The 26,917-nt window shown below is 70.0% G+C and carries 26 protein-coding genes and 1 pseudogene; 23 read left to right on the plus strand and 4 right to left on the minus strand.

Features of this window, described 5'->3' with window-relative positions; translation table 11 throughout:
• Positions 1–33: 33 nt before the first annotated feature.
• A complete protein-coding gene (locus ACF062_RS27920; protein WP_127912309.1) occupies positions 34–705 on the minus strand; it encodes a response regulator transcription factor in 672 nt (223 codons plus the stop codon).
• Positions 706–719: 14 nt separating this feature from the next.
• Positions 720–1,601 (minus strand): RecB family exonuclease, encoded by an 882-nt coding sequence (locus ACF062_RS27925; RefSeq protein WP_223773688.1) that lies wholly within the window; start codon positions 1,599–1,601, stop codon positions 720–722.
• 495 nt (positions 1,602–2,096) lie between these two features.
• Between ACF062_RS27925 and ACF062_RS27930 the strand changes: the two genes are divergently transcribed.
• The 4 genes from ACF062_RS27930 to ACF062_RS27945 all read left to right on the plus strand — a co-directional run bounded on the left by ACF062_RS27930 (position 2,097) and on the right by ACF062_RS27945 (position 5,643).
• Positions 2,097–3,608: a site-2 protease family protein gene (locus ACF062_RS27930; RefSeq protein WP_392142686.1), complete on the plus strand. Its 1,512-nt coding sequence runs from the start codon at positions 2,097–2,099 to the stop codon at positions 3,606–3,608.
• A gap of 58 nt (positions 3,609–3,666) precedes the next feature.
• Positions 3,667–3,891, plus strand: coding sequence for a cold-shock protein (locus ACF062_RS27935; RefSeq protein WP_223773686.1), 225 nt, complete (start codon positions 3,667–3,669; stop codon positions 3,889–3,891).
• A 47-nt stretch (positions 3,892–3,938) separates the two neighbouring features.
• Positions 3,939–4,841: a tRNA (adenine-N1)-methyltransferase gene (locus ACF062_RS27940; RefSeq protein ID WP_223773685.1), complete on the plus strand. Its 903-nt coding sequence runs from the start codon at positions 3,939–3,941 to the stop codon at positions 4,839–4,841.
• 214 nt (positions 4,842–5,055) lie between these two features.
• Entirely contained in the window at positions 5,056–5,643 is a 588-nt protein-coding gene (locus ACF062_RS27945; protein WP_392142338.1) for a hypothetical protein, read from the plus strand.
• Positions 5,644–5,662: 19 nt separating this feature from the next.
• Here the strand turns inward: ACF062_RS27945 and ACF062_RS27950 are convergent, their stop codons facing one another.
• Positions 5,663–5,977, minus strand: coding sequence for a ferredoxin (locus tag ACF062_RS27950; protein WP_320591415.1), 315 nt, complete (start codon positions 5,975–5,977; stop codon positions 5,663–5,665).
• Between the two features lie 253 nt (positions 5,978–6,230).
• Between ACF062_RS27950 and arc the strand changes: the two genes are divergently transcribed.
• From arc to prcA, 6 genes are all read left to right on the plus strand, one after another.
• On the plus strand, positions 6,231–7,997 hold the full coding sequence (gene arc, locus ACF062_RS27955) for a proteasome ATPase (protein WP_223773682.1): 1,767 nt from the start codon (positions 6,231–6,233) through the stop codon (positions 7,995–7,997).
• Positions 7,998–8,210: 213 nt separating this feature from the next.
• Entirely contained in the window at positions 8,211–9,722 is a 1,512-nt protein-coding gene (gene dop / locus ACF062_RS27960) for a depupylase/deamidase Dop (RefSeq protein ID WP_392142341.1), read from the plus strand.
• A 123-nt stretch (positions 9,723–9,845) separates the two neighbouring features.
• Positions 9,846–10,064: a ubiquitin-like protein Pup gene (locus ACF062_RS27965; protein WP_327174843.1), complete on the plus strand. Its 219-nt coding sequence runs from the start codon at positions 9,846–9,848 to the stop codon at positions 10,062–10,064.
• The gene (locus ACF062_RS27970) at positions 10,003–10,692 is read left to right on the plus strand and encodes an endonuclease VII domain-containing protein (protein WP_392142687.1); all 690 of its coding nucleotides are present in this window, start codon (positions 10,003–10,005) and stop codon (positions 10,690–10,692) included. Before ACF062_RS27965 ends, ACF062_RS27970 begins: the two co-directional genes overlap by 62 nt.
• Positions 10,644–11,489: a proteasome subunit beta gene (gene prcB, locus ACF062_RS27975; protein WP_392142343.1), complete on the plus strand. Its 846-nt coding sequence runs from the start codon at positions 10,644–10,646 to the stop codon at positions 11,487–11,489. Before ACF062_RS27970 ends, prcB begins: the two co-directional genes overlap by 49 nt.
• A 53-nt stretch (positions 11,490–11,542) precedes the next feature.
• Positions 11,543–12,316: a proteasome subunit alpha gene (gene prcA, locus ACF062_RS27980; protein ID WP_392142345.1), complete on the plus strand. Its 774-nt coding sequence runs from the start codon at positions 11,543–11,545 to the stop codon at positions 12,314–12,316.
• An 83-nt stretch (positions 12,317–12,399) separates the two neighbouring features.
• Here prcA and ACF062_RS27985 read toward each other — a convergent pair.
• A pseudogene (locus ACF062_RS27985) lies at positions 12,400–13,431 on the minus strand (LacI family DNA-binding transcriptional regulator); the annotation flags it as partial.
• A 128-nt stretch (positions 13,432–13,559) separates the two neighbouring features.
• Between ACF062_RS27985 and ACF062_RS27990 the strand changes: the two are divergent.
• The 13 genes from ACF062_RS27990 (at position 13,560) to ACF062_RS28050 (ending at position 26,879) form a co-directional block, all read left to right on the plus strand.
• Positions 13,560–14,819 (plus strand): MFS transporter, encoded by a 1,260-nt coding sequence (locus tag ACF062_RS27990; protein ID WP_392142347.1) that lies wholly within the window; start codon positions 13,560–13,562, stop codon positions 14,817–14,819.
• Between the two features lie 9 nt (positions 14,820–14,828).
• Positions 14,829–16,190 carry a Pup--protein ligase gene (pafA, locus tag ACF062_RS27995; RefSeq protein WP_055567245.1) on the plus strand — a complete coding sequence of 454 codons (1,362 nt, stop codon included), beginning with the start codon at positions 14,829–14,831 and terminating at the stop codon, positions 16,188–16,190.
• A 171-nt stretch (positions 16,191–16,361) separates the two neighbouring features.
• Positions 16,362–17,360 carry an FKBP-type peptidyl-prolyl cis-trans isomerase gene (locus tag ACF062_RS28000; protein WP_356579184.1) on the plus strand — a complete coding sequence of 333 codons (999 nt, stop codon included), beginning with the start codon at positions 16,362–16,364 and terminating at the stop codon, positions 17,358–17,360.
• A 57-nt stretch (positions 17,361–17,417) separates the two neighbouring features.
• Positions 17,418–17,792, plus strand: a complete 375-nt coding sequence (locus ACF062_RS28005) for an FKBP-type peptidyl-prolyl cis-trans isomerase (protein ID WP_392142349.1) — start codon at positions 17,418–17,420, stop codon at positions 17,790–17,792.
• A gap of 135 nt (positions 17,793–17,927) precedes the next feature.
• Positions 17,928–18,881 (plus strand): helix-turn-helix transcriptional regulator, encoded by a 954-nt coding sequence (locus tag ACF062_RS28010; protein WP_392142350.1) that lies wholly within the window; start codon positions 17,928–17,930, stop codon positions 18,879–18,881.
• Between the two features lie 16 nt (positions 18,882–18,897).
• A complete protein-coding gene (locus tag ACF062_RS28015) occupies positions 18,898–19,944 on the plus strand; it encodes a helix-turn-helix transcriptional regulator (protein WP_392142351.1) in 1,047 nt (348 codons plus the stop codon).
• 11 nt (positions 19,945–19,955) lie between these two features.
• Positions 19,956–20,213: a hypothetical protein gene (locus ACF062_RS28020; protein WP_223778944.1), complete on the plus strand. Its 258-nt coding sequence runs from the start codon at positions 19,956–19,958 to the stop codon at positions 20,211–20,213.
• Between the two features lie 9 nt (positions 20,214–20,222).
• Positions 20,223–20,420 carry a hypothetical protein gene (locus tag ACF062_RS28025; protein WP_223773670.1) on the plus strand — a complete coding sequence of 66 codons (198 nt, stop codon included), beginning with the start codon at positions 20,223–20,225 and terminating at the stop codon, positions 20,418–20,420.
• A gap of 206 nt (positions 20,421–20,626) precedes the next feature.
• Positions 20,627–20,911, plus strand: a complete 285-nt coding sequence (gene tatA, locus ACF062_RS28030) for a Sec-independent protein translocase subunit TatA (protein WP_392142352.1) — start codon at positions 20,627–20,629, stop codon at positions 20,909–20,911.
• A gap of 92 nt (positions 20,912–21,003) precedes the next feature.
• Complete coding sequence (gene tatC / locus ACF062_RS28035; protein ID WP_392142688.1) at positions 21,004–21,897, plus strand: twin-arginine translocase subunit TatC; 894 nt, start codon at positions 21,004–21,006, stop codon at positions 21,895–21,897.
• A 23-nt stretch (positions 21,898–21,920) separates the two neighbouring features.
• Entirely contained in the window at positions 21,921–22,811 is an 891-nt protein-coding gene (locus tag ACF062_RS28040; RefSeq protein WP_392142354.1) for a diacylglycerol kinase, read from the plus strand.
• 87 nt (positions 22,812–22,898) lie between these two features.
• Positions 22,899–25,712, plus strand: coding sequence for a DEAD/DEAH box helicase (locus ACF062_RS28045; RefSeq protein ID WP_392142356.1), 2,814 nt, complete (start codon positions 22,899–22,901; stop codon positions 25,710–25,712).
• Between the two features lie 108 nt (positions 25,713–25,820).
• Positions 25,821–26,879 (plus strand): alpha/beta fold hydrolase, encoded by a 1,059-nt coding sequence (locus ACF062_RS28050; RefSeq protein WP_392142357.1) that lies wholly within the window; start codon positions 25,821–25,823, stop codon positions 26,877–26,879.
• Positions 26,880–26,917 lie beyond the last annotated feature (38 nt).

Genomic DNA, 26,917 nt, shown 5'->3' on the forward strand with positions numbered 1-26,917 from the left:
GGGACGGCCACCGTCGTCGTCGGCTTTTCAGGACTACTGCGCGCCGGGGCGCACCAGCCCGCTCTCGTACGCGTACACGGCCGCCTGCACCCGGTCGCGCAGGCCCAACTTCGTGAGCACGTGGCCGACATGGGTCTTCACGGTCGTCTCGCTCACGAAGAGATCCGCGGCGATCTCCGCGTTCGACAGGCCGCGGGCCACCAGCTTCAGGACCTCGACCTCGCGGTCGGTGAGCGTGTGCAGGGTGTCCGGCACCGGCTCCTCGCCGGACGGCAGGTGCGCGGAGTACTTGTCGAGCAGGCGGCGCGTGATGCTCGGCGCGAGCATCGCCTCGCCACCGGCGACCACGCGGATCGCCTGCACCAGTTCGTTCGCCGGAGCGTCCTTGAGGAGGAAGCCGCTGGCACCGGCGCGCAGCGCCTCCACCACGTACTCGTCCAGGTCGAAAGTGGTCAGCACCAAGACCTTGGCCGGACCGTCGCGGCCGGGACCGGTGATCTGCCGCGTCGCCTCGACGCCGTCCATCCGCGGCATCCGGATGTCCATCAGCACGACGTCGGGCTGGAGCGCCCGCACTTGATCGAGAGCTTGCAGGCCGTCTCCGGCCTCGCCGACCACCGCGATGTCCTGCTCGGCCTCCAGAATCATCCGGAACCCGGTGCGCAACAGCGGCTGGTCGTCGACCAGTAGGACGCGGATCGCCACGTAACTCTCCTTAGCTAGCCCGGGCCCATTCTGCCCTGCTCGCCCTCGGCGGAGTCGGGCGCCCTCACCGGAAGCGGATACGGCGGGGGAGTCCCACCGAATTCCGGACATACGGCTTGGTGATCGCACCAACCGCACAATTTCGTCGGCCGTGGGCGCCACTCGCCCGTCGCCGTCGCCAGCTCGATCGCCTCCCAGAGCGCGAGCAGCTTCCGCTCGACCCGCTCCAGGTCCGCCACCACCGGGTCGTACGTGATCACGTCACCGCTGCCCAGATACACCAGCTGGAGGCGGCGCGGGACGACGCCCTTCAGCCGCCACACCACCAGGGCGTAGAACTTCATCTGGAAGAGCGCGCCCTCCGCGTACTCCGGACGCGGGGCCTTGCCCGTCTTGTAGTCGACGATGCGGACGTCACCCGAAGGGGCGACGTCGACGCGGTCGATGATGCCGCGCAGCTTCAGGCCCGACGCCAGCTCGGCCTGCACGAACAGCTCCCGCTCGGCCGGCTCCAGGCGCGTCGGGTCCTCCAGGGTGAACCAGCGCTCGACGAGCTTCTCCGCGTCCGACAGCCAGCGCGCCATGCGCTCGCCCTGCGGGTCGTCGGCGAACAGCTCGGTCAGCTCGGGCTTCGTCTCGCGCAGCCGGTCCCACTGGCCGGGGATGAGCGACTTGGCGCGCGGCGCCGTGCGCTCGCTTGCGGGCGCGTCGAAGAGCCGCTCCAGGACGGCGTGCACCAGCGTGCCTCTCGTGGCGGCCTCGCTCGGCTTCTCGGGCAGCTTGTCGATCACCCGGAACCGGTAGAGCAAGGGGCACTGCATGAAGTCGCCCGCCCGCGAGGGCGACAGAGATGCCGGGCGCACGGCCGCCGCGGCACCGTCGGTGCTGGTTTCCATGAGGACAGACCCTACGACCCGCCACTGACAACGGCCGCATACCATCGACGACAGACCCTCTCGCCCTGCATGATCGTGCAGGTAATCGCGCCATACCGGGGCGAGGGACGCTTCGATCGAGGGGACATCGTGGACGAAAGCGGCGAGAGCGGCAGGCCGCGGTCCGACGGCGCCGAGGGGCTGCGGCCGAACGGGACGGACGGCTCCCCCGAGCCGCCACGCCCGGACGCCACCCCCCAGCACCCGACGCTCCCGGTCGACCCGGACCCCGCGTCCCGACCGGCCCCCCCTGTGACGAACCTCGCGGAAAACAAACCCGCCCAGCCCGACCCGACCCAACCCACCTCCCCAGAAGCGAAGCCCTCGCAGGGCGACGACGGTGCGACGGCCGACGGACCGGCCTCCGGCGCCCCGCAGCATCCCGCGCCGCGCCCGGCCGTTCCTGCGGCGGAGTCGCCGCGGGGTGACGACGGCGGGGCGGGGCAGCGGCGCCGGGTGCCCACGGTCGACGAGGCAGCCTCGGCAGCCGGTCAGCCGGCAAAGGCTCCGGACGGCGGGGCGGGCGAGCGGCGCCGGGTGCCCACGGTCGATGAGGCAGCCTCGGCAGCCGGTCATCCGGCAAAGGCCCAGGCCCCCGCCACCGACACGCCGCAGCAGCCCCCCGCACGGCCCGGCATCCCCATGACCAAGCCCCCGCGCGCCGGGCACGGCCAAGATCCCGCGCCCCCCGCCACCGGGCACGGCCAAGATCCCGCGCCCCGCTCCACCGAGCACCCGCCCGCACCCCGTCCCGGTGACGCCGCCTACGGAGCCGCCGACGGCAAGGGCGGGCCCACCCCGCCCAAGACGCGGAAGAACCCGGGCGGCGGGCTGCTCATGGGCAGGCCCTTCGGCGTGCCCGTGTACGTCGCGCCCAGCTGGTTCCTCGTCGCCGCCCTCATCACCTGGGTCTTCGGCGGCCAGCTCGACCGCGTCCTGCCCGAGCTCGGAGCCACCCGCTACCTCGTCTCGCTCTTCTTCGCCGTCGCCTTCTACGCCTCCGTACTCGTCCACGAACTGGCCCACACCGTCGCCGCCCTCCGCTTCAAACTGCCGGTACGCCGCATCCAGCTCCAGTTCTTCGGCGGAGTCTCCGAGATCGAGAAGGAGTCGGAGACCCCCGGACGCGAATTCATCCTCGCCTTCGTCGGCCCGCTCCTCTCCCTCGTCCTCGCCGGTGTCTTCTACGCCGGCATGCGCGCCGTCGAGCCCGGCACCGTCCCCGGCGTCCTCCTCGCCGGCCTGATGATCTCCAACCTCATCGTCGCCGCCTTCAACCTCCTGCCGGGCCTGCCCCTGGACGGCGGCCGCATGCTGCGCGCCGTCGTCTGGAAGATCACCGGCAAGCCCATGAGCGGAACCATCGCCGCCGCCTGGGTGGGCCGCGCGCTCGCCATCTCCGTACTGATCGGCCTGCCGCTCCTCAACCAGTCCGGCGCCCTCGGCGGCGAACCCCAGGACATCGGCGGCATGGACACCGTCACCGACGCCCTGCTCGCCGCCATCCTCGCCGCCATCATCTGGACCGGCGCCGGGAACAGCCTGCGCATGGCCCGCCTGCGCGAACACCTGCCCGAACTCCGCGCCCGCACCCTGACCCGCCGCGCGGTCCCGGTCGAATCCCACACCCCCCTCTCCGAGGCGCTGCGCCGCGCCAACGACGCGGGCGCCCGAGCCCTCGTGATCGTCGACCCCGACGGCGACCCGATGGCGGTCGTCCGCGAAGCGGCCATCGTCTCGGTGCCCCAGCACCGCCGCCCCTGGGTCGCGGTCAGCGGCCTCGCCCAGGACATCACCGAAGGCATGCGGATCTCCGCCGAACTCGCGGGGGAGGAGCTGCTCGACACCCTGAGGGCCACGCCCGCCACCGAGTACCTCGTCGTCGAGGACTCCGGAGAGATCTACGGAGTCCTCTCCGCCGCCGACGTGGAACGCGCCTTCGTCAAGGCGATGGCCCGGCCCTCCTGAGCCGCTCCCCGAACCCGGACGGACTGCCACCACCGTCGGCGTCCGTAGGATGCCGCCCATGGTGACTGCGACCGTCCGTGAGTGGCGCGACGAGGAAGGCTGGGGCGTGCTCGACTCCCCCGAGACGCCCGGCGGCTGCTTCGGCCACTACTCCGACATCCAGGCGACCGGCTTCCGCACGCTGTCCCCCGGCCAGCGAGTGGACCTCACCTGGGAAGCCCCCGGCTTCAAACAGGACGGCTACGACTACCGCGCCGTGAGCATCGTGCCCCGGCCCGCCTGACCTCCGCGATGGTCCGCAGCCCCCCGCGCGGCCGGTAGGCTGTTCACATGTCCGAACCGACCGGTGCCGCCCGCCGTCGCGGGCCCTTCAAGGTCGGGGACCAGGTCCAGCTCACCGACCCCAAGGGACGCCACTACACGTTCACGCTCGAAGCCGGGAAGAATTTCCACACCCACAAGGGTTCCTTCCCCCACGACGAGCTGATCGGTGCTCCCGAGGGCAGTGTTGTCCGTACCACGGGAAACGTCGCCTACCTCGCGCTGCGCCCCCTGCTCCCCGACTACGTCCTGTCCATGCCCCGCGGCGCCGCCGTGGTCTACCCCAAGGACGCGGGGCAGATCCTGGCCTTCGCCGACATCTTCCCCGGCGCACGCGTCGTCGAGGCGGGCGTGGGCTCCGGATCGCTCAGCAGCTTCCTGCTGCGCGCCATCGGCGACCAGGGAATGCTGCACTCCTACGAGCGCCGCGAGGACTTCGCCGAGATCGCGCAGGCGAACGTGGAGCGCTACTTCGGCGGCCCCCACCCCGCCTGGCAGCTCACCGTCGGCGACCTCCAGGACAACCTCAGCGACACCGAGGTCGACCGCGTCATCCTCGACATGCTCGCCCCCTGGGAGTGCCTGGAGGCCGTCTCCAAGGCACTCGTCCCCGGCGGCATCCTCTGCTGCTACGTGGCGACCACCACCCAGCTCGCCCGGACCGTCGAGTCCATCCGCGAGATCGGCGGCTTCAACGAGCCGACCGCCTGGGAGTCGATGATCCGCAACTGGCACATCGAGGGCCTGGCCGTCCGCCCCGACCACCGCATGATCGGGCACACCGGCTTCCTCCTCACCGCCCGCCGCCTCGCGGACGGCGTGGAGCCCCCCATGCGCCGCCGCCGCCCCGCCAAGGGCGCGTACGGCGAGGACTACTCCGGACCGAACGCCGACGGCGGCACCCCGCGCTGACCCGCGCGGCGAACCCCGCCCAATGAGCAGGCGCCGCCGCCGAGTTCCCTGACCGACCAGGGAACTCGGCGGCGGCGCCGTTTCGTTGACGGAACACCAGCCGCGTACCAAAAGAGCCACGAGTACCCCCGGACCCCGGTGTTCCACCTCACTGTGACCTATGGCACGATGCTGGCCACCCCACCGGCACAGCCCTCACAGGAGACACTTCCTCGTGCAGCACCCCGCCGTCCCGGAACTGGCACACACCGCCGCCCGCCCCATCCACTGGCTGGCCACCGCCGCCGCGCTGGCCGCCGTCGTCGCGGCCTCCGCCTTCCTGGAGCCCGACCCGGCGACCGCCGCCCAGCCGACGCCCCAGGCACACACCAGGGTCACCGCGGGCGCACCCGCACCGGCCCCCGCACCCGACCCCGCCGCCGTGGACTTCCCCCTCGAATGCGGCACCGTCGGATCCGTGGTGAAGAAGAAGGCCACCGGCGACCTCGACGGCGACGGCAGGGCCGAGACGGTGGCGGTCGTCCACTGCCGGGCGGGATCGGGCACCCCACCCGACGGGGTCTACGTGATCACCCGCCCCGACACGGGAAAGCCCCGCGTGGTCGCCACCCTCGTGAACCCCAAGGACGGACTGACCACGACGGACTTCGCCGTGCGTGACGGCGCGGTGACCGCCACCCTGCTCGGCTACTCCTCGCTGGACGTCCCCCGCTGCTGCCCCGACCGCAAGGACGCGGCCAAGTGGCAGTGGAAGGACGGCGCGTTCACCCGGACCACACCCGCCGACGCGCGCAGCGTCTGACGCGGCGGCCGACGGCGGCTCACTCCGCGTCGGGCCCGTAGACCTCGACCCTGTCCGAAACGCGACGTACATGGATGCAGTCGCCCGGGCACTCCTTCGCGGAGTCGACGACATCGCGGAGCAGCGGCAGCGGCACGGGCGTTGTGGCCCCAGGGGCCTGGAGCAACTCGTCGTCGCCGCTCTTCACATAGGCCAGGCCGTCGATGTCCAGCTCGAACACCTCGGGCGCGTACTGCGCGCAGATGCCGTCTCCGGTACAGAGGTCCTGGTCGATCCAGACCTCCAGCAGATCGTGGCCCTCACTGCCGGTCTCGGCGTCGTGCCGCACGGTCATCTCTCCTGCCGGTCGCTGCGTCGAGCGGCCTGACCATCCAGTAAGTCCGGCCAGCTCTGACGGGTGTTGAACGCTTCGACGATACAACCGCCCGCTTTCCGATGTTGTTGGGTGGGTATTCACCTGGTGTGAGGGAGAGCGCAAGGGTGAAGATCGGACACACCCCCTCGTCTTTGTGATCTAGGGGTTTCAATCGACACCCACCCAGGTAGGGTCTGGAAGCGTCCAGCTCCCCTTGGAGGAGGTGAGGACCGTGGCAGCCCACGACGACGACAACAACCGCGGCATCCGGCCGGGACGAGGGTCTGAAGACCCTGCCGGTCAGGTTGCCTATCTCGAGCAGGAAATCGCCGTCCTGCGACGCAAGCTCGCCGACTCTCCGCGTCATACGAGGATTCTCGAAGAGCGGATCGTCGAGCTGCAGACCAACCTGGCCGGCGTGTCCGCACAGAACGAGCGGCTCGCCAACACGCTCCGCGAGGCCCGCGACCAGATCGTGGCCCTCAAGGAGGAAGTCGACCGGCTCGCACAGCCACCGGCCGGCTTCGGAGTCTTCCTCGTGGCGAACGAGGACGGCACGGCGGACATCTTCACCGGCGGCCGCAAGCTCCGGGTGAACGTCAGCCCCAGCGTCGAGCTCGACGAGCTCAAGCGCGGCCAGGAAGTAATGCTCAACGAAGCGCTCAACGTGGTCGAGGCCATGGAGTACGAGAGCGTCGGCGACATCGTCACCCTCAAGGAGATCCTTGAAGGCGGCGACCGAGCCCTGGTGGTCGGACACACCGACGAAGAGAGAGTGGTACGGCTCGCCGAACCCCTCCTCGACGTCACCATCCGCGCCGGCGACGCCCTCCTGCTCGAACCCCGCTCCGGCTACGTCTACGAGGTCGTACCCAAGAGCGAGGTCGAGGAGCTCGTCCTCGAAGAAGTCCCCGACATCAGCTACGAGAAGATCGGCGGCCTCGGCGGCCAGATCGAGATGATCCGGGACGCCGTCGAGCTTCCGTACCTCTATCCCGACCTCTTCAAGGAGCACGAACTGCGGCCGCCCAAGGGCGTGCTGCTGTACGGGCCCCCCGGCTGCGGCAAGACGCTGATCGCGAAAGCCGTCGCCAACTCCCTTGCCAAGAAGGTCGCCGAGGTCACCGGCCAGCCCGCGGGGAAGAGCTACTTCCTCAACATCAAGGGCCCCGAACTCCTCAACAAGTACGTCGGCGAGACCGAGCGCCACATCCGCCTGGTCTTCCAGCGTGCCCGTGAGAAGGCGAGCGAGGGTACCCCCGTCATCGTCTTCTTCGACGAGATGGAATCCCTCTTCCGCACCCGCGGATCCGGAGTCAGCTCGGACGTGGAGAACACCATCGTCCCCCAGCTGCTCGCCGAGATCGACGGCGTGGAAGGGCTGGAGAACGTCATCGTCATCGGCGCCTCCAACCGCGAGGACATGATCGACCCCGCGATCCTGCGACCCGGACGACTCGACGTCAAGATCAAGATCGAGCGCCCGGACGCCGAGGCGGCGAAGGACATCTTCGCCAAGTACCTCACCGAGCGGCTCCCGCTGCACGCCGACGACCTGTCCGAACACGGCGCCGACCGGCACGCCACCGTGCAGGGCATGATCCAGTCCGTCGTCGAGCAGATGTACGCCGAGTCCGAGGAGAACCGCTTCCTCGAGGTCACGTACGCCAACGGCGACAAGGAAGTCCTGTACTTCAAGGACTTCAACTCCGGCGCCATGATCGAGAACATCGTGGGCCGCGCCAAGAAGATGGCCATCAAGGCCTTCCTCGAGGCGAACCAGAAGGGCATCAGGGTCTCCCACCTCCTCCAGGCTTGCGTCGACGAGTTCAAGGAGAACGAGGACCTGCCCAACACCACCAACCCCGACGACTGGGCCCGGATCTCCGGAAAGAAGGGCGAGCGGATCGTGTACATCCGCACGCTCGTCACCGGAAAGCAGGGCGCGGACACCGGACGCTCCATCGACACGGTGGCCAACACCGGTCAGTACCTGTAGAACGCAGGGCGGCTGCGGGTGTCCTTCACGGGTACCCGCAGCCGTCTGCTTTTCAATGAAGGCAATGATCTCCCCACCAGCGCAAAGGCGTTCTAGGCTCTTCAATACCGCCGAGTCGCGCAGTGCGGGGACGGGCACCGCACACGCACCGGAGAACCAGCGGTACTTGAGCGCCGTTCCCGAAGGGGAGCGCCGCCGGGCAAGGAGGGCCGCATGACCGTACGGCGAGTAATGGGCATCGAGACGGAGTACGGGATCTCCGTCCCCGGCCACCCCAACGCCAATGCCATGCTCACCTCATCCCAGATCGTCAACGCCTACGCCGCGGCGATGCACCGGGCGCGACGCGCCCGCTGGGACTTCGAGGAGGAGAACCCGCTGCGGGACGCGCGGGGTTTCGACCTCGCCCGCGAGGCCGCCGACTCCAGCCAGCTGACCGACGAGGACATCGGCCTCGCCAACGTCATCCTGACCAACGGAGCGCGCCTCTACGTCGACCACGCGCACCCCGAATACAGCTCACCGGAGATCACCAACCCCCTGGACGCCGTCCTGTGGGACAAGGCCGGCGAGCGCATCATGGCCGAGGCGGCCGACCGGGCGGCCCAGCTCCCCGGCGCCCAGCCGATCCACCTGTACAAGAACAACACCGACAACAAAGGCGCCTCGTACGGCACGCACGAGAACTACCTCATGAAGCGGGAGACCCCCTTCTCGGACATCGTGCGCCACCTGACACCCTTCTTCGTCTCCCGCCAGGTCGTCACCGGCGCCGGACGCGTCGGCATCGGCCAGGACGGCCACGAGCACGGCTTCCAGCTCAGCCAGCGCGCCGACTACTTCGAGGTCGAGGTGGGCCTGGAGACGACACTGAAGCGGCCCATCATCAACACCCGGGACGAGCCGCACTCGGACGCCGAGAAGTACCGCAGGCTCCACGTCATCATCGGCGACGCGAACCTCTCGGAGATCTCCACCTACCTCAAGCTGGGCACCACCTCGCTCGTCCTCGCCATGATCGAGGACGGCTTCATCGCCGTGGACCTCGCCGTGGACCAGCCGGTGCGCACCCTGCACCAGGTCTCCCACGACCCGACGCTCCAGCACCTGGTCACACTCCGTAGCGGACGCTCGCTCACCGCGGTGCAACTCCAGATGGAGTACTTCGAACTCGCCCGCAAATACGTCGAGGAGCGCTACGGCTCAGACGCCGACGAGCAGACCAAGGACATCCTGGCCCGCTGGGAGGACGTGCTCGGCCGCCTGGAGAGCGATCCGATGAGCCTCTCCGGGGAGCTCGACTGGGTCGCCAAGCGGGAGCTCATGGAGGGCTACCGCCGCCGCGACAGCCTCGACTGGGACGCCGCGCGGCTGCACCTCGTCGACCTACAGTACGCCGACGTACGGGCCGAGAAGGGTCTGTACAACCGCCTGGTGGCCCGCGGCAAGATGAAGCGGCTCCTGGACGAGACGGACGTCGAGCGGGCCATCACCAAGCCGCCCGAGGACACCCGCGCGTACTTCCGCGGGCGCTGCCTGGAGCAGTACGCGGACGACGTGGCCGCAGCCTCCTGGGACTCGGTCATCTTCGACCTGCCCGGCCGTGACTCTCTGCAACGAGTGCCCACTCTGGAGCCCCTGCGCGGCACCAGGAACCACGTCAAGGAGCTCCTGGACCGCTGCCGCTCGGCAGAGGATCTGGTTCGGGTGCTCTCCGGCGGCTGAAAGGTCACCGGCGGGGGAATCACTGAGGTGGGTCCCGCACGTTGAATGAACGCGGGACCGATGTCGGACCCGGCTTGTAGGGTCTGATCAAGAACGTCTAACCGAGCGAGCGGGGTGAGGTAGATGGCGACCAAGGACACCGGCGGCGGACAGCAGAAGGCGACGCGTTCCACCGAGGAGACCGAGGAGCAGGCGCAGGACGCGCAGGCCTCGGAGGACCTCAAGGAGCGGCAGGAGAAACTGAGCGACGACGTGGACTCTGTTCTCGACGAAATCGATGATGTGCTCGAGGAGAACGCCGAGGATTTCGTGCGGTCCTTCGTTCAGAAGGGCGGAGAGTGAGTTTGCCTTCGAATCGAAGGTTGAAGGTGTAGGGGGAGGCGTGTCGGAGCCACCTAAGCGGTGCGCGCGATGCCGGGAGTTCAGGCCGCGCGAGGCGTTTGCATCGAATCGGGCGTCGCGTGACGGCCTGCAGTGCTACTGCAGGCCGTGCGCTGCGGAGTATCACCAGGAGCGGCAGAAGGCCAAGGGGAAGCAAGTTCGGCCCAAGGTCGCAGTTCCGGCGGGCCACAAGCACTGCCGCCGGTGCGGGCAGATCAAGCCCCATACCGAGTGGGACCGAAACAAGACAGCCGCTGACGGCCTATCCACCCGGTGCAAAACGTGTCGAGCTATCGAAGGTCGTGCTGGCCATCTCAAGCGCCAGTACGGAATTACCGAGGCCGAGCGTGACGAACTGATCGGGTCCCAGAAGGGCCTCTGTGTGATCTGTCTCGAGGCACCTGCAGTGCATGTGGATCATTGTCACAAGACAGGTAAGGTCCGAGGCGTACTCTGCTTCAACTGCAATTCAGGCATCGGCAAGTTGGGGGACGACCCTGACAAGACCCGCCGAGCCACCGCTTATCTGGAAGGAAACGCGTGGAAGCCAATCCTCGTAGCACCGGGCGTCTACCAGCTGCCTTCCTGACGCCTGGCTCGTCGTCCTTCATGGACTTCCTGTCCGAGCACCAGCCCGAGATCCTGCCGGGCAATCGCCAACTGCCGCCCACCAAGGGTGTCATCGAGGCTCCGCACGGCACCACCATCGTGGCCGTGACGTTCCCCGGCGGTGTGGTCCTCGCCGGTGACCGGCGGGCGACGATGGGGAACGTCATCGCGCAGCGGGACATCGAGAAGGTCTTCCCCGCCGACGAGTACTCGGCGGTGGGCATCGCCGGTACGGCGGGCCTGGCCGTGGAGATGGTGAAACTCTTCCAGCTGGAGCTGGAGCACTTCGAGAAGGTGGAGGGTGCCACGCTCTCCCTGGAGGGCAAGGCGAACCGCCTCTCCACGATGATCCGCGGCAATCTCGGCATGGCCATGCAGGGCCTCGCCGTGGTGCCGCTCTTCGCGGGGTATGACGTGGACCGCGAGAAGGGCCGCATCTTCTCGTACGACGTCACGGGCGGCCGTTCCGAGGAGCACGGGTTCGCGGCGACCGGCTCCGGGTCGGTCTTCGCGCGTGGTGCGATGAAGAAGCTGTACCACGACGGTCTGACCGAGGAGCAGGCGACGACGCTCGTCGTCCAGGCGCTGTACGACGCCGCCGACGACGACTCGGCGACGGGCGGCCCGGACATGGCTCGTCGGATCTTTCCCATCGTCACCGTCATCTCCGACGAGGGGTTCCGGCGGCTCACGGACGAGGAGTCGGCCGCGATCGCGCGTTCGATCCTGGAGAAGCGGCTGGAACAGCCGGACGGCCCGCGCGCGGCGCTGCTCTGATCGCTCCGAATTCGCCACTGACTGAAGTTTTTTGACAGAAAGGGACGGATCCGGTGTCGACGCCGTTCTATGTATCACCTCAGCAGCAGATGGCCGACCGGGCGGAGTACGCCCGCAAGGGCATCGCGCGCGGCCGCAGTCTGGTCGTCCTGCAGTATGCCGACGGCATCGTGTTCGTCGGTGAGAACCCGTCCCGTGCGCTGCACAAGTTCAGCGAGATCTATGACCGCATCGGTTTCGCGGCCGCCGGCAAGTACAACGAGTACGAGAACCTTCGGATCGGCGGCGTCCGTTACGCCGATCTCCGTGGTTATACCTACGACCGAGACGACGTGACGGCGCGCGGTCTGGCGAATGTGTACGCGCAGACGCTGGGCACGATCTTCTCCAGTGCGGCCGAGAAGCCGTATGAGGTGGAGCTGGTGGTCGCCGAGGTGGGCGAGACCCGCGAGGGCGATCAGATCTACCGGCTGCCGCACGACGGTTCCATCGTCGACGAGCACGGTTCGCTCGCCGTGGGTGGTAACGCCGAGCAGATCAGCCAGTACCTCGACCAGCACCACAATGACGGCATGACGCTCGCGGAGGCGCTCAAGCTGGCCGTGCGGGCGCTTTCGAGGGACACCAACGGCACTGAGCGGGAGATTCCCGCCGAGCGCCTGGAGGTCGCGGTGCTCGACCGTACGCGTCCGCAGCAGCGCAAGTTCAAGCGGATCGTGGGGCGTCAGCTCTCGCGTCTGCTGGACGAGGGCGGTGCGACGGATGCGGCCGGTGATACGGATGAGGATGCCGGGCCCGCGCCGCGGTCCGGCGGCGACGTCGAGTAGTCCGTCGAGCGGTCCACTGTGGCGAACGCCCCGTGCTCCGGCCGTCCGGCCGGGGTGCGGGGCGTTCGCGTGCGTGGGGGCGCGGGGTGGGCTAGCGGGCGGCCGGTCGAGCCGCGGACGACGAGTTCGACGGGGAGCGGGGTGGCTTCGGGGGTGCGGCCCTCGACGACGGCGACCAGGGTTTCCATGCCGCGCTCGCCGAAGTGTTCGGCGGGCAGCCGTACGGTCGTCAGCTCCGGCTCGACGGCGGTCGCGAGGGTCATGTCGTCGAAGCCGGTCACCGAGAGGTCCTCGGGGACGCGCAGTCCGAGTCGGCGGGCGGCCTTGCAGACGCCGGCGGCGAGGAAGTCGTCGTCGCAGATGACCGCTGTGGGGTGGGGGCCCGGCGGGGCCAGGGCGGCTTCTGCGGCGGTGCGGGCGGCCTCGACGGTCAGGGGTGCCGTGATGCGCCGTACGGTCGCGTCCGTGCCGTGCAGGGCCGTGGTGAGGGCTTCGGCGCGTACGTCGAAGGTCCAGGAGTCGACGGCTGCCGCGAGGTGCAGGAAGTCGCGGTGGCCGAGCGCGAGCAGATGCTCTGTCGCCTGGCGCATGCCCTCGGCGAGGTCGAGGTTGACGGTGGCGGCGCCGAGGCTGTGCGCGGGGTCGCTGTCGAGCATGACCAGGGGCAGGTCGTCGCCGCGGATGGTGGCGAGGGTGTCCGAGGCCATGGAAGAGGCGAGGACGCCGTCCAGTGAGGCGCGTGCCGACTCGAAGGGGTCGCGGGCGGGGCCGGTGCCTTCGGGGGAGGGGTAGAGGAGGACGCCGAAGCCGTGCCGGGCGGCGACGCGGGCGGCTCCGGTGTAGACGTGCGCGAAGAACTCGTTGGTGAGGGCGGGGACGACGAGCAGGGCCGTCCTGGTCCTGCCGAGGCGCAGGTTCCGGGCGGCGAGGTTCGGGCGGTAGCCGAGGTGCCGGGCGGTGGCGCGCACACGCTCGGCGGTCGGTTCGGCGACGCGGCCGCGCCACTTGTCGCCGAGTACCAGGGAGACGGTGGCCTGTGAGACGCCGGCGGCGCGCGCGACGTCGCGGCTCGTGGGGGGCCGGGGGGTTCCGGCTTCCTGCTGTGGTCCGGCCACTGTCACCTCCCTGATCGGCCCGCGGGTGCGGGCGCGGTGGACCCGCGGACTGGGCTCATGGTACGTATGACGCTCGACGTTATACGTAAAACCCCGGCCGTGGCGGCGTGGGGGAGGGGCAGGACGGTATGGCTGCGGGTTACGCGGAGATCCTCCGGACGCGATACGCGACACGGCTGCTCGCCGGGACACTGGTGGGCCGGCTGCCCAACGCCACGGCCGCGATCGCGATCGTGCTGTTCATCCGGGCCGAGGGCGGCACCTACAGCCTGGCCGGTGCCCTCGCCGCGGTGTACGGCGTGGCCAACGCGGTGGGGCAGCCGCTGCTCGGGCGCCTCGTCGACCTGTACGGCCAGCCGCGCGTGCAGTTGCCCGCGGCCCTGCTCTCCGGGCTCGGGATGGCGGCCTTCGCGTTCACCGGCCCCGACCAGCTGGCCCTGGCCTACGTGGCGGTGGGCGCGGCGGGGCTGTTCACGCCGCCTCTGGAAGGCGGCCTGCGGGCCCTGTGGCCGAGCGTCCTCGGCAAGGAGGAGCAGGTCCACACGGCGTACGCCATGGACGCGATCGCCCAGGAAGTCATGTTCACCGTGGGGCCGTTGCTTGTGACGGGCTGTGTGGCCCTGTGGTCGGAGCAGGCGGCGCTGCTGGTGGTGAACGCCGTGGGCCTGCTCGGCGCTCTCTCCGTGGTGGTGTCGCAGCCCTCGCGTGCCTGGCGTTCGGAGCCGCGCGAGGCGCACTGGCTTGGCGCCCTGCGCTCGCCGGGGCTCCTCGCGCTCCTCGGCGCGTTCCTCTTCATCGGCATGGCGCTCGGCTCCATCACCGTCGCCGGTGTGTCGTACGCGGACGGGCACGGCGGCGACGCGGTGTACGGCTGGATGATGGCGGCGCTCGGGCTCGGCGCGCTGATCGGCGGTTCGGTGTACGGCGCGCGGCAGTGGAGCGGCGTGCCGGAGAAGCGCCTCAGCGTCCTGGTGGCCCTGCTCGCCGTCTGCTACGTGCCCTTGGTGTTGGTGCCCGGCGCGCTCGCGATGATCGCGCTCTCCGCTCTCGCGGGGGTCTTCCTCGCGCCGTCGCTGGCGTGTGCCTTCATCATCGTCGACCGGCACGCCCCGCGCGGGACCGTCACCGAGGCGTTCTCCTGGCTCGTGACGACGTTCACCGTCGGGGCGTCGCTCGGAACCGCGGCCGCCGGGCCCGTCGTCGAGTGGGGCGGAACGGCGGGGGGATTCGCGGTTCCCGCGCTCGCCGGGGCGGCCGCCCTGCTGGTTTTGCTGGCCACCGCTCGGGTACTGGTTCCGGCCCGTCAATCCGGGATCGTTGCAGGTTCATCGGAAAATGATCGAAACGGTGCCGTCGAACCCGGTTTCAGTGCCGGGCATCAGGCGTAATGTTCAGTCATGGACCGCCGCATTTTCGGGCTGGAGAACGAGTACGGCGTCACGTGCACGTTCAGGGGACAGCGCCGCCTGTCGCCTGACGAGGTGGCGCGCTACCTCTTCCGCCGTGTTGTGTCATGGGGCCGCAGCAGCAACGTCTTCCTGCGGAACGGCGCCCGCCTCTATCTTGACGTGGGATCACATCCGGAATACGCCACACCCGAATGTGACAACGTGACCGAGCTGGTCACCCACGACAAAGCAGGCGAGCGCATTCTGGAAGGCCTGCTCGTCGATGCCGAACGCCGCCTGCACGAGGAGGGAATCGCGGGCGACGTCTATCTCTTCAAGAACAACACCGACTCGGCGGGAAACTCCTACGGCTGCCACGAGAACTACCTGGTGGCCCGGCACGGAGAGTTCTCCCGGCTCGCGGACATTCTCATTCCGTTCCTCGTGACCCGGCAGCTGCTGTGCGGCGCGGGCAAGGTGCTGCAGACACCGCGCGGCGCCGTGTACTGCGTCAGCCAGCGCGCCGAGCACATCTGGGAAGGCGTCTCGTCCGCGACCACCCGCTCCCGGCCGATCATCAACACCCGCGACGAGCCGCACGCGGACGCCGAGCGCTACCGCAGGCTCCACGTCATCGTCGGCGACTCGAACATGTCCGAGACGACCATGCTCCTCAAGGTCGGAGCCACCGACCTGGTGCTGCGCATGATCGAGGCCGGCACGGTCATGCGCGACCTCACGCTGGAGAACCCGATCCGGGCCATCCGCGAGGTCAGCCATGACATCACGGGCCGCCGCAAGGTGCGCCTGGCCAGTGGCCGCGAGGCGTCCGCCCTCGAAGTGCAGCGCGAGTACTACGAGAAGGCGGTGGACTTCGTCGACCGCCGCGGCATCCGCACCGGCACCGTCGAGCAGGTGCTCGAACTGTGGGGCCGCACGCTGGACGCGATCGAGTCCGAGGACCTCGACCGCATCGGCACCGAGATCGACTGGGTCATGAAGTACAAGCTCATCGAGCGGTACCGCGCCAAGAACAACATGACCATGTCGCATCCGCGGGTCGCTCAGATAGACCTCGCCTACCACGACATCCACCGCCGCCGGGGCCTGTACTACCTCCTGGAGAAGAAGGGCCAAGCCGCCCGGATCTGCAACGACTTGAAGATCTTCGAGGGCAAGTCGGTGCCTCCGCAGACCACCCGGGCGCGGCTGCGCGGCGACTTCATCCGGCGTGCCCAGGAGCAGCGCCGCGACTTCACGGTCGACTGGGTTCACCTCAAGCTCAACGACCAGGCACAGCGCACCGTGTTGTGCAAGGACCCCTTCCGGTCGGTGGACGACCGGGTGGAGAAGCTCATCGCCGGGATGTGAGCCGGTGGGGCCGTGGCATGGCCGCGTGATGGCCTCGTGATGGCCGTGTGATGTGAGCGGCGTTGTGGGAACGCAACGCGGGCGCCGTACGTTCCTCGTGCGGCGCCCTTCTCACGCCGTAGAGTTGCGCGCACTCCAACCCACAAGATCGACCGATACGAGGCCCCCACCGTGCGCCGACGCTCACTCCTTCTTGCCGTCCCGGCCGGCTTGCTCACGCTGGCAGGCTGCGGTGACGACAAGGCCGACAAGGCCAAGTCCAAGCCCAGTGACAGCCCGACCAACTCGCCGTCGGCCGCGCCGACGGCGAAGATCGTGGCCGGACCGCTGCCCGAGATCACGAAGGGCACGAAGTTCGGCCAGAAGCCGACCGTCGCCAAGGGCCCCGGCAAGGCGTCCTCCGACCTCGCGGTCAAGACGCTGATCGAGGGCAAGGGCAAGGAGGTCGCCAAGGGCGACTACCTCCAGGCCCACTACCTCGGTCAGATCTGGGCGACGGCGAAGGTCTTCGACAACTCCTACGACCGGGGCAACCCCACGGTCTTCCCGATCGGCGTCGGCCAGGTCATCCCCGGCTGGGACCAGGCGCTCGTCGGCAAGAAGCTCGACAGCCGCGTGGAGCTCGCCATCCCCCCGAAGATGGGCTATGGCGAGGAGGGCAACAAGCAGGCGGGCATCAAGGGCTCGGACACCCTCGTGTTCGTCGTCGACCTGGTGAACACCTTCAACGCCAAGAGCTCGGTGAAGGGCCAGGAGGTCGCGCAGTCCAACAAGGACCTGCCCAAGGTCGGCACGAACACCGACGGCAAGGCCCCCTCGATCGACGTCCCGAAGACCGACGCGCCCAAGAAGCTCGTCGCGTCGTACGTCCTGGAGGGCGACGGCGACGAGATCAAGGAGACCGACAGCCTGCTCTGCCAGTACAAGGGCGTGCTCTGGGCGGACGGCAAGGAGTTCGACTCCTCGTACAAGAGCGGCCGGCTCGCCCAGTTCCAGCTTGCGCAGGTCGTCAAGGGCTGGGCGCAGGGCCTGACGGGCAAGAAGGTCGGCAGCCGCGTCCTCATCGTCATCCCGCCGGAGCTGGGGTACGGCGACCAGCCGCCGCAGGGCAGCTCCATCAAGAAGGACTCCACGCTGGTCTTCTGCGTGGACATCCTGGCGAAGGCGTAGCCCTTCGGGGATGTAAGACTGTCCGCGCTGACTTTCCGTACCAAGCAGGAGCATTTCGTGAGCATTGACAAGCCCGAGGTCGACTTCCCGGGTGGCGAGCCGCCGGCCGAGCTGCAGATCAGGGACATCTGGGAGGGCGAAGGCGCGGTCGCCAAGGCGGGCGACCGCGTCAAGGTCCACTACGTGGGCGTCGCCTTCAGCACGGGCGAGGAGTTCGACGCCAGCTGGAACCGCGGCACCCCGCTGGAGTTCCAGCTCGGCGCCGGCCAGGTCATCGCCGGCTGGGACCAGGGCGTGCAGGGCATGAAGGTCGGTGGCCGCCGCGAGCTGATCATCCCCGCGCACCTCGCGTACGGCGACCGCGGCGCCGGTGGCGGCCGCATCGCCCCGGGCGAGACGCTGATCTTCGTCTGCGACCTGGTCTCCGTCTGAGGACGTCCTTGACCTGATCCTTTCGCCGAGGGTCCATGCCTGACCAGGCATGGACCCTCGGCTTTGCCCGGACACCCCGGGGCGGTACGGTCATCGGTCGGAAGCACAATGTGTAAAGGCCGAGAAAGGGCGTCGATGGCCATTGCCAAGGCCGAGCGGCTCATGAATCTGGCGCTGTGCCTGCTCGGGACCCGGCGGCCGCTCAGCAAGCGGGAGCTGCGCGAGTCGATCGAGGCCTATCTGGAGGCGGGGTCCGACGACTCCTTCAACCGGATGTTCGAGCGCGACAAGGACGATCTGCGCGAGCTGGGCCTGGTCATCGAGACCGTGGAGAACCTCGACGGCGAGGTCGGCTACCTCGCCCGGCGCGACAGCAACCGCCTGCCGCCCATCACCATCGACGCCGAGGAGGCCGCGGCCCTCGGCCTCGCCGCCAAGGTGTGGCAGCAGGCGCGCCTGGCCGGAGCCGCCAGCGGCGCCCTCCAGAAGCTGCGCGCCGCGGGCCTGCCCGAGGACGCCGACCCGTACGGGGCGCACAGCGCCCTGGAGCCGCGCATCCCCGCGCACGAGGCGGCCTTCGAGCCGCTGATGCTCGCCTGCCGCGACCGCCGCCCCGTCGTCTTCGACTACCGCAAGGCCACCGCCGCCCGCCCCGAGCAGCGCCATGTGGAGCCCTGGGCGCTGGAGTGCTGGCGCGGCCACTGGTACCTCGCGGGCTGGGACCGCGACCGGGGCGCCGAGCGCGTCTTCCGGCTCTCCCGGATCACCGGCAAGGTCCGCGCCCGCGCGGGCAAGTACACCGCCGATGTCCCGGACGTCGTCACGGTCCGCGAGACCGTCGCGAGCTGGGCCGGGGAGAGCGCCGACCGCAGCGCGCGGATCCGGCTGCGCGCCGGGGCCGGCTATCCGCTGCGCGCCAAGGCCGCCTCGGTGCGGGAACTGGGCGACGGCTGGGACGAGTTGGAGATTCCCTACGGGCACGGCCTTGACGCCTGGCTGGTGGAGTTCGGGCCCGACGTGGTGGTCATGGAGCCCGCCGAGTTGCGGGCCGACGTCGTGGACCGGCTGCGCGCCGTGGCCAAGGGCTGAGGGGGAGCGGAGACCAATGGCCTCGAACGCCATCGACCAGACTCGGCGGATGCTGTCGCTGGTGACCTATCTGCGCGAGCGCCCCGGCGCCCACGTCGGCGACGTCGCCCGCGCCTTCGGCATCACCCCGGACGAGCTGATCTCCGACCTCGATGTGCTGCCCATGTGCGGGACCAGCTTCCGCGGCGGCGACCTGCTCGACATCGACACCGACGGCGACCGGATCTGGTGGCACAACCCCGACGACGTCGCGGCCCCGCTGCGGCTCGCCGCCGACGAGGCGACCGCGCTCCTGGTGGCCGCCCGCGCCGTGGCCACCCTGCCCGGCCTGCGCGAGAGCGACCGCCTCGCGCTGCTGCGGGCCACCGCGAAGCTGGAGACCGCCGCCGGCGAGGCGGCGGGCGCCAGCTCCCGCCTGTCGGTGACCTTCGAGTCCGAGGGCGGCGTCTTCGCCGACGTCGACCGGGCCATCTCCGAGCGCCGCAGGCTCTGGATCCGCTACTACTCGCCCGCGCGCGACGAGGTCACCGAGCGCGAGATCGACCCGATCCGCCTGGTGAGCGTCGGCCACACCTACGTGGAGGCGTGGTGCCGCCGCTCCGAGGCGCGCCGCACCTTCCGCCTGGACCGGGTCGCCGAGATCAAGATCCTCGACGAGCCGTCCGCGCCGCCCGAGGTCGAGCTGCGCGACCTCTCCGAAGGCCTCGTACAGCCCGCCGCCGAGGACCCCGAAGTCGTCGTGGAGGTCGGCCCCGGCGGCCGCTGGGTCGCCGAGTACTACCCCCACGACAGCGCCGAGGAGCTGCCAGACGGCGGCCTGCGGATCACCCTGCGCACCCCCGAGCCCGCCTCGCTGCGCCGCCTCGCGCTGCGGCTCGGCGGGGACGGCCGGATCGTCTCGCCGGCCCAGCTCGCGGACAGCGCCCGGCAGGCGGCACGCGAGGCCCTCGCCGCCTACGACCAGGACAGTGCCCAAGGCGCCGACGGGTCGTACGGCCAGGCGACGACCGAACCGTCGTACGACCAGAGCCAGGGCCACAAGCGGCAGGAGCAGGGGAGTTGAGTTCACCGATCATGTCCGGACTGCCGGGAGTGCCGGCGCAGCGGCCCGCCCCCGTGCTCTTCACCGCCGCCTGCACCGACTGCCGCGCCCGCTTCGAGCTCTCCGCGGGAGCGCTGCGCCTGGTGATGGGCGCCAGCCGCCGCACCACCTTCTACTCCTTCACCTGCCCCGAGTGCGGGGCCGCGGTGCGCAAGCCCGCGGGCGAGCGCATCGTCGAACTCCTCACGGGCGGCGGGGTGCGGACCCTGCGGCTGCACTCGACCGTCTAGGCTCGGCGCATGTTCTGGGCGATGCTCGCGATCGCGGCGGGCTTCTTGGGCCTCGCCGTCCTCGGCGTAATGGCGGTCAAGGTCTTCGTGGAGGCACAGCGCCTCGCACGTCAAGTGACCGAGACCACACAGCAGATCAACCGGGCGGCCGAGGACCTGGAGAAGGCGGCGGCCGGTGTGGCCCGTGCGGGACGCGAGGCTCTTTAGCGTCCGCGACCTGTCAACTCCCCGAGACCTGCGGGTACGCTGCGAACGCGGCCCGGATCGAGGCGGGGGCCGCACTCGGAGTACGCGCGGGGATTGCCGGGCGTTTACCCCGGGGGGTTACGATCGCTGACAGCGCGGAGATCGGATGTATGTCCGGTCTGCCAAGCCCCAGACTCCTGTCGCCTCGGTGAAGAAGGTAAACAGCTATGGGTAGGCTCGGCCCCACCGAGATCATTCTCATCCTCGTCGTCATCGTCCTGCTGTTCGGAGCCAAGAAGCTGCCCGACATGGCGCGCTCCCTCGGCAAGTCGGCCCGCATCCTCAAGAGCGAGGCCAAGGCCATGAAGTCCGAGAGCAAGGACGACGCCGCCGCTCCGGCCAACCCGCCGAGCGACCCCGCCGTCCAGCAGCGCACGATCCAGGCGGCCCCCGGCGACGTGACCAGCTCGCGCCCGGTCACCGAGCCGACCGACCGTACGACGAAGCGCTGATCCAAGGCCGGCGACGGTCGGCCTGCCGCACGAGATGAGGACGTGGGTTGCTCAAGTCTGCCCGCAAGAAGGAGAAGGACCCCGAGGGACGGATGCCCCTCGCGGAGCACCTTCGCGAGCTCCGCAACCGGCTCGCCAAGGGGCTCCTCGCGATCACGGTCGTGTCGGTCGTGGCGGCCTTCTACAGCCAGGACCTCATGGAGTTCCTGGCTGATCCCGTGCCGCGCTGCAAGCCCGGCATGAAGGTGACCGGCGGTCACTGCGCGAAGGTGACGTTCAACGACCTGCTGTCGCCCTTCACCACCACGGTGAAGGTCAGCCTCATGGTCGGCATCATCGTCTCCAGCCCGGTCTGGCTCTACCAGCTGTGGGCGTTCGTCGCTCCCGGTCTGCACAAGCACGAGCGGAAGTACACCTACTGGTTCGTCGCCGCCGCCGTGCCGCTCTTCTTCGGCGGTGCCTGGCTGGCGTACACGATTCTCCCGGTCAGCATGCGCGTCCTGCTCGGCATCACGCCGGACGGGGCCGAGAACCTCCTCCCGATGGACACGATCCTCGACTTCACGGTCAGGATGGTCCTCATCTTCGGCATCTCGTTCGAGCTCCCGCTGCTCCTGGTGATGCTCAACATGACGGGGATGGTGACCGGCCGCCGCATGGCGACCTGGTGGCGAGGCGTCGTCATGGGTGTCTTCATCTTCGGCGCGGTGGCGACCCCGACGACCGACCCCGTCGGCATGATCGCGCTCGCCGGACCGATCGTCGTCCTCTACTTCATGGCCGTCGGCATCTCCCTCCTGAACGACCGGCGCCGCCGTCGCAACGACCCCGACGCCGCGCTGGACGACGACGAGGCCTCCGACCTCGACCTCACCCCCGAGGCCATCGGCGAGATCGAGTCCGTCTCCGCGCCCAAGGCCCTGCCCGAGCAGGCGGGCACCGGCCGAGCCGATCACCGGGTCAACGGTTTCGACGACGTGACATGACATGACGTTGTAGGGTCCCCGCCGTGACCAGCGAGATCACCCTCTTCGTCAACCCCACCGCGGGCCGCGGCCGGGGCGCCCACGCGGCGCAGCCGGCCGCTTTCGCATTGCGGGACCGTGGCTTCTCCGTACGGACGGTCATCGGTGAGGACGCCCCCGATGCGCTGCGGCGGGCCCGCGAGGCGGTCGAGGGCGGTACGGGGGCGCTGATAGCCGTCGGCGGCGACGGCATGGCGAGCCTCGCGCTCCAGGCCGTCGCCGGGACGCGCACCCCGCTCGGGCTGATCGCCGTGGGTACCGGCAACGACTTCGCGCGGGCCCTGGGGCTGCCGGTGCGCGAGCCGGCCGCCGCCGGAAGGATCGTGGCCGAGGCGCTCAAGGGGGCCCGCACCCGTGACATCGACCTCGGCAGGGCGGGCGGCACCTGGTTCGGGACCGTGCTCGCGTCCGGGTTCGACTCGCGGGTCAACGACCGGGGCAACCGGATGCGGTGGCCCACGGGCCGCTTCAAGTACGACCTGGCGATGATCGCGGAGCTGGCGGCCTTCAAGCCCGTCCCCTACCGGATCACGCTGGACGGCGGCGACGTCCACGAGACGGAGGCCACGCTGGTCGCCGTCGGCAACGGATCCTCGTACGGCGGCGGCATGCGGACCTGTGCCGGAGCCGACCTGGGCGACGGCCTCTTCGACATCACCGTGGTGGGGGCGTGCAGCCGCACCACGCTGCTCAAGGTGTTCCCGCGGGTCTACAAGGGCACGCACCTCGACCACCCCGCGGTCACCGTCCACCGGGCCACCACGGTGGAGCTGGCCGCCCCAGGGATCACGGGGTACGCGGACGGGGAGCCGCTGGGCGCACTGCCGCTGGCTGCGGAGTGCGTGCCGGGGACCGTGCGGGTCCTGGCCCCCTGAGCGCCCCCGCCCGCGCTACCGCTGCTTACGGGGCCTGCGGATAATGATCGTCCGTTGTCAGTGGTGGCCGGTAGTCTCGAAAGCACGATGACAGAGGACCTCTCACCGGCCGAGCGGTACGCGGCGGCGCGCAAGCGCGCTGTCGAGCAGGCCACCGCACTCGCGTCCTTCCGCGAGATGTACGAATTCGGCCTCGACCCCTTCCAGATCGAGGCCTGCCAGGCGCTGGAGGCGGGCAAGGGCGTGCTCGTCGCCGCCCCCACCGGTTCTGGCAAGACGATCGTCGGCGAATTCGCCGTGCACCTCGCCCTGCTCCAGGGCAAGAAATGCTTCTACACCACGCCCATCAAGGCGCTCTCCAACCAGAAGTACACCGACCTCGCCAAGCGGTACGGCGCGGACAAGGTCGGCCTCCTCACCGGCGACAACAGCGTCAACAGCGACGCCCCGGTGGTCGTGATGACCACCGAGGTCCTGCGGAACATGCTGTATTCGGGCTCCCAGTCGCTGCTGAACCTCGGCTATGTGGTCATGGACGAGGTGCACTACCTCTCGGACCGCTTCCGCGGCGCCGTCTGGGAGGAAGTGATCATCCACCTCCAGGAGTCGGTCACCCTCGTCTCCCTCTCGGCGACGGTGTCGAACGCCGAGGAGTTCGGCGACTGGCTCGACACGGTCCGCGGCGACACCGAAGTGATCGTCTCCGAGCATCGGCCCGTACCCCTCTTCCAGCACGTGCTCGCCGGCCGTCGGATGTACGACCTCTTCGAGGAGGGCGAGGGCCACAAGAAGGCTGTCAACCCCGACCTCACGCGCATGGCGCGCATGGAGGCCAGCCGCTCGTACAACCCGCGCGAGCGACGCAAGGGCAAGATGGTCCGTGAGGCCGACCGCGAGCGCGAGCGGCGCCAGCGGTCCCGGATCTGGACGCCGGGGCGCCCCGAGGTCATCGAGCGGCTCGACGCGGAAGGCCTGCTGCCCGCGATCACGTTCATCTTCAGCCGCGCCGGCTGCGAGGCGGCCGTGCAGCAGTGCCTGTACGCGGGCCTTCGGCTGAACGACGAAGAGGCGCGGGCGAAGGTCCGCGAGATCGTCGAGGAGCGCACGGCCTCGATCCCGGACGAGGACCTCCACGTCCTCGGCTACTACGAATGGCTGGAGGGGCTGGAGCGCGGCATCGCGGCGCACCACGCGGGCATGCTGCCCACCTTCAAGGAGGTCGTCGAGGAGCTGTTCGTGCACGGCCTCGTCAAGGCCGTCTTCGCCACCGAGACCCTAGCCCTCGGCATCAACATGCCCGCGCGCAGCGTGGTCCTGGAGAAGCTCGTCAAGTGGAACGGCGAGCAGCACGCCGACATCACCCCCGGTGAGTACACCCAGCTCACCGGCCGTGCGGGCCGGCGCGGCATCGACGTCGAGGGCCACGCGGTGGTGCTCTGGCAGCGCGCGATGAGCCCGGAGCACCTGGCCGGGCTCGCGGGCACCCGCACCTACCCGCTGCGCTCCAGCTTCAAGCCGTCGTACAACATGGCGGTGAACCTGGTCGAGCAGTTCGGCCGGCACCGCTCGCGCGAGCTCCTGGAGACGTCCTTCGCGCAGTTCCAGGCCGACAAGTCGGTCGTCGGGATCTCCCGTCAGGTGCAGAAGAACGAGGAGGGTCTGGAGGGCTACAAGGCTTCCATGACCTGCCACCTGGGCGACTTCGAGGAGTATGCCCGGCTGCGCCGCAGGCTCAAGGACCGCGAGACCGAGCTCGCCAAGCAGGGCGCGGCCCAGCGCAGGGCCGCCGCCGCTGCCGCCCTGGAGAAGCTCAAGCCGGGCGACGTCATCCATGTGCCCACGGGGAAGTACGCGGGCCTCGCGCTCGTCCTCGACCCCGGACTGCCCGCCGGCCGGGCCAACGGCCACCGCGGCTTCGACCACGTGGACGGCCCGCGGCCCCTGGTGCTGACCGCCGAGCGGCAGGTCAAGCGGCTCGCGTCGATGGACTTCCCGGTGCCCGTCGAGGCCCTGGAGCGGATGCGCATCCCGAAGTCCTTCAATGCCCGCTCGCCGCAGTCCCGCCGCGATCTGGCGTCCGCGCTGCGCACCAAGGCCGGGCACATCGTGCCCGACCGGCACCGCAAGGGGCGTGCGGCGGCGGCCGACGACCAGGAGATCGCCCGGCTGCGCGCGGAGCTGCGCGCCCACCCCTGCCACGGCTGCGACGAGCGCGAGGACCACGCGCGCTGGGCCGAGCGCTATGACCGCCTCAAGCGCGACACCGCCCAGCTGGAGCGCCGCATCGAGGGGCGTACGAACACCATCGCCCGCACCTTCGACCGCATCGTCGCGCTCCTCACCGAGCTCGACTACCTGCGGGGCAACGAGGTCACCGCACACGGCAAGCGGCTCGCCCGGCTCTACGGCGAGCTGGACCTGCTGGCCAGCGAGTGCCTGCGCGCCGGGGTCTGGGAGGGCCTCGGCCCCGGTGAGCTGGCCGCGTGCGTCTCGGCGCTGGTGTTCGAGGCGCGGGTCGGCGACGACGCGCTCGCCCCCAAGCTGCCGTCCGGTGCCGCGAAGGCGGCGCTCGGCGAGATGGTGCGGATCTGGGGCCGTCTGGACGCGCTGGAGGAAGACTTCAGGATCAACCAGACCGAGGGTGTCGGTCAGCGCGAGCCCGACCTCGGCTTCGCGTGGGCGGCGTACATGTGGGCGAGCGGCAAGGGCCTGGACGAGGTGCTCCGCGAGGCTGAGATGCCGGCCGGTGACTTCGTGCGCTGGTGCAAGCAGGTCATCGACGTCCTGGGACAGATCGCGGCGGCGGCGCCTCGCGAGGGCGGCAGCACGGTCCCCAAGACCGCCCGCAAGGCGGTCGACCAGCTGCTGCGCGGTGTGGTGGCGTACAGCTCGGTGGGCTGACGCGATCCGGTCGGTGACGCGCCCCTGAGGGGCGTCGACTCCCGTGCCCCGCAGGGGCGTTGGTGCACAATGGCCGTACTGACGTGCTAGTGCACTGGGGGGTCCGTGATGACCACGCGCCGGAGACTGCTGGCCGCCGGAGCGGTCGCCGTGGCGGGAGCGGGAGTTCCCGCCGCGGCGACCGCCGCCGAGGGCGGACCGGCCGGGGGAGCCGCAGCCGTGTCCGGCCCCGGCCACGAGCCGCTCGGCATCGCCATGGAGGGCTTCCCCTCGCCCTTCCCGGTGCGCTTCCTGCGGCTGGTGATCGAGGGCGAGCACGTGAACATGGCGTACGTCGATCTCGCGCCGCGGGGCGAGCCGTCCGGGCGGACGGTTCTGCTGCTGCACGGCAAGAACTTCGACGGCGGGGCGTGGGAGCCCACCGCGCGGGCGTTGGTCGCCGCCGGGCACCGGGTCGTCGTACCCGACCAGATCGGGTTCGGGCGGTCCTCGAAACCGGCCTTGAAGAACTACAGCTTCGAACTGCTCTCGTCGAACACGGTTACGCTCCTCGACCGGCTGGGTGTCGAACGGGCCGACGTCGTCGGTCACTCCATGGGAGGCATGCTCGCCGTCCGCTTCGCCCTGCGGCATCCGGCGCGCGCCCGCAAGCTGGTCCTCGCCAACCCGGTCGGCCTCGAGGACTACCGCGATCTCGTTCCTGCGCTGCCCACCGAGCGGCTCTTCGCCGATGAGCTGGCCAACACCGACCTCGCCGCGATCCGCGCCTTCTACCGTGCCTACGTGGTGCGCTGGCGCCCGGCGTACGAACGCAACGTCGGCATCCGCTACCGGGTGACCCTCGGCGCCGAGTACCCGCGCTGGGCCATGGCCTCCGCGCTCACCTATCAAATGGCGTACCACCAGCCGGTGGTGGCCGATCTGCCGAGGCTGCGGCTTCCCGTGCTGCTCGTCATCGGGCAGCACGACCGCACCGCGATCGGCAAGCCGTACGCGGCCCCCGAGGACCGGGCCAAGCTCGGGAACTACCCGGTCCTCGGGAAGCGGGCGGCCGCCGCGATCCGCGGGGCGCGGCTGGTGGAGTTCGACGACGCCGGGCACCTCCCGCACCTGGAGCGCGGCGCGCGCTTCGAGAGGGAGGTCCTGGCCTTCCTGCGCCAGGACTGACCGCTGGCGGCCGGGCGCTCCGGCCGAGGGATCCTTGG

It is taken from the genome of Streptomyces sp. NPDC015345 (assembly GCF_043078805.1).
GTDB lineage: Bacteria > Actinomycetota > Actinomycetes > Streptomycetales > Streptomycetaceae > Streptomyces.

Excerpts from the sequence above, each read along its gene's own strand:
- ACF062_RS27925 (WP_223773688.1), bottom strand. The coding sequence starts at position 1,601 with ATGGAAACCAGCACCGACGGTGCCGCGGCGGCCGTGCGCCCGGCATCT.
- ACF062_RS27935 (WP_223773686.1), top strand. The coding sequence starts at position 3,667 with ATGGTGACTGCGACCGTCCGTGAGTGGCGCGACGAGGAAGGCTGGGGC.
- ACF062_RS27940 (WP_223773685.1), top strand. The coding sequence starts at position 3,939 with ATGTCCGAACCGACCGGTGCCGCCCGCCGTCGCGGGCCCTTCAAGGTC.
- ACF062_RS27950 (WP_320591415.1), bottom strand. The coding sequence starts at position 5,977 with ATGACCGTGCGGCACGACGCCGAGACCGGCAGTGAGGGCCACGATCTG.
- dop (WP_392142341.1), top strand. The coding sequence starts at position 8,211 with ATGACCGTACGGCGAGTAATGGGCATCGAGACGGAGTACGGGATCTCC.
- ACF062_RS27965 (WP_327174843.1), top strand. The coding sequence starts at position 9,846 with ATGGCGACCAAGGACACCGGCGGCGGACAGCAGAAGGCGACGCGTTCC.
- ACF062_RS27970 (WP_392142687.1), top strand. The coding sequence starts at position 10,003 with ATGTGCTCGAGGAGAACGCCGAGGATTTCGTGCGGTCCTTCGTTCAGA.
- ACF062_RS27990 (WP_392142347.1), top strand. The coding sequence starts at position 13,560 with ATGGCTGCGGGTTACGCGGAGATCCTCCGGACGCGATACGCGACACGG.
- pafA (WP_055567245.1), top strand. The coding sequence starts at position 14,829 with ATGGACCGCCGCATTTTCGGGCTGGAGAACGAGTACGGCGTCACGTGC.
- ACF062_RS28010 (WP_392142350.1), top strand. The coding sequence starts at position 17,928 with ATGGCCATTGCCAAGGCCGAGCGGCTCATGAATCTGGCGCTGTGCCTG.
- ACF062_RS28015 (WP_392142351.1), top strand. The coding sequence starts at position 18,898 with ATGGCCTCGAACGCCATCGACCAGACTCGGCGGATGCTGTCGCTGGTG.
- ACF062_RS28020 (WP_223778944.1), top strand. The coding sequence starts at position 19,956 with ATGTCCGGACTGCCGGGAGTGCCGGCGCAGCGGCCCGCCCCCGTGCTC.
- ACF062_RS28025 (WP_223773670.1), top strand. The coding sequence starts at position 20,223 with ATGTTCTGGGCGATGCTCGCGATCGCGGCGGGCTTCTTGGGCCTCGCC.
- tatA (WP_392142352.1), top strand. The coding sequence starts at position 20,627 with ATGGGTAGGCTCGGCCCCACCGAGATCATTCTCATCCTCGTCGTCATC.
- tatC (WP_392142688.1), top strand. The coding sequence starts at position 21,004 with ATGCCCCTCGCGGAGCACCTTCGCGAGCTCCGCAACCGGCTCGCCAAG.
- ACF062_RS28045 (WP_392142356.1), top strand. The coding sequence starts at position 22,899 with ATGACAGAGGACCTCTCACCGGCCGAGCGGTACGCGGCGGCGCGCAAG.
- ACF062_RS28050 (WP_392142357.1), top strand. The coding sequence starts at position 25,821 with ATGACCACGCGCCGGAGACTGCTGGCCGCCGGAGCGGTCGCCGTGGCG.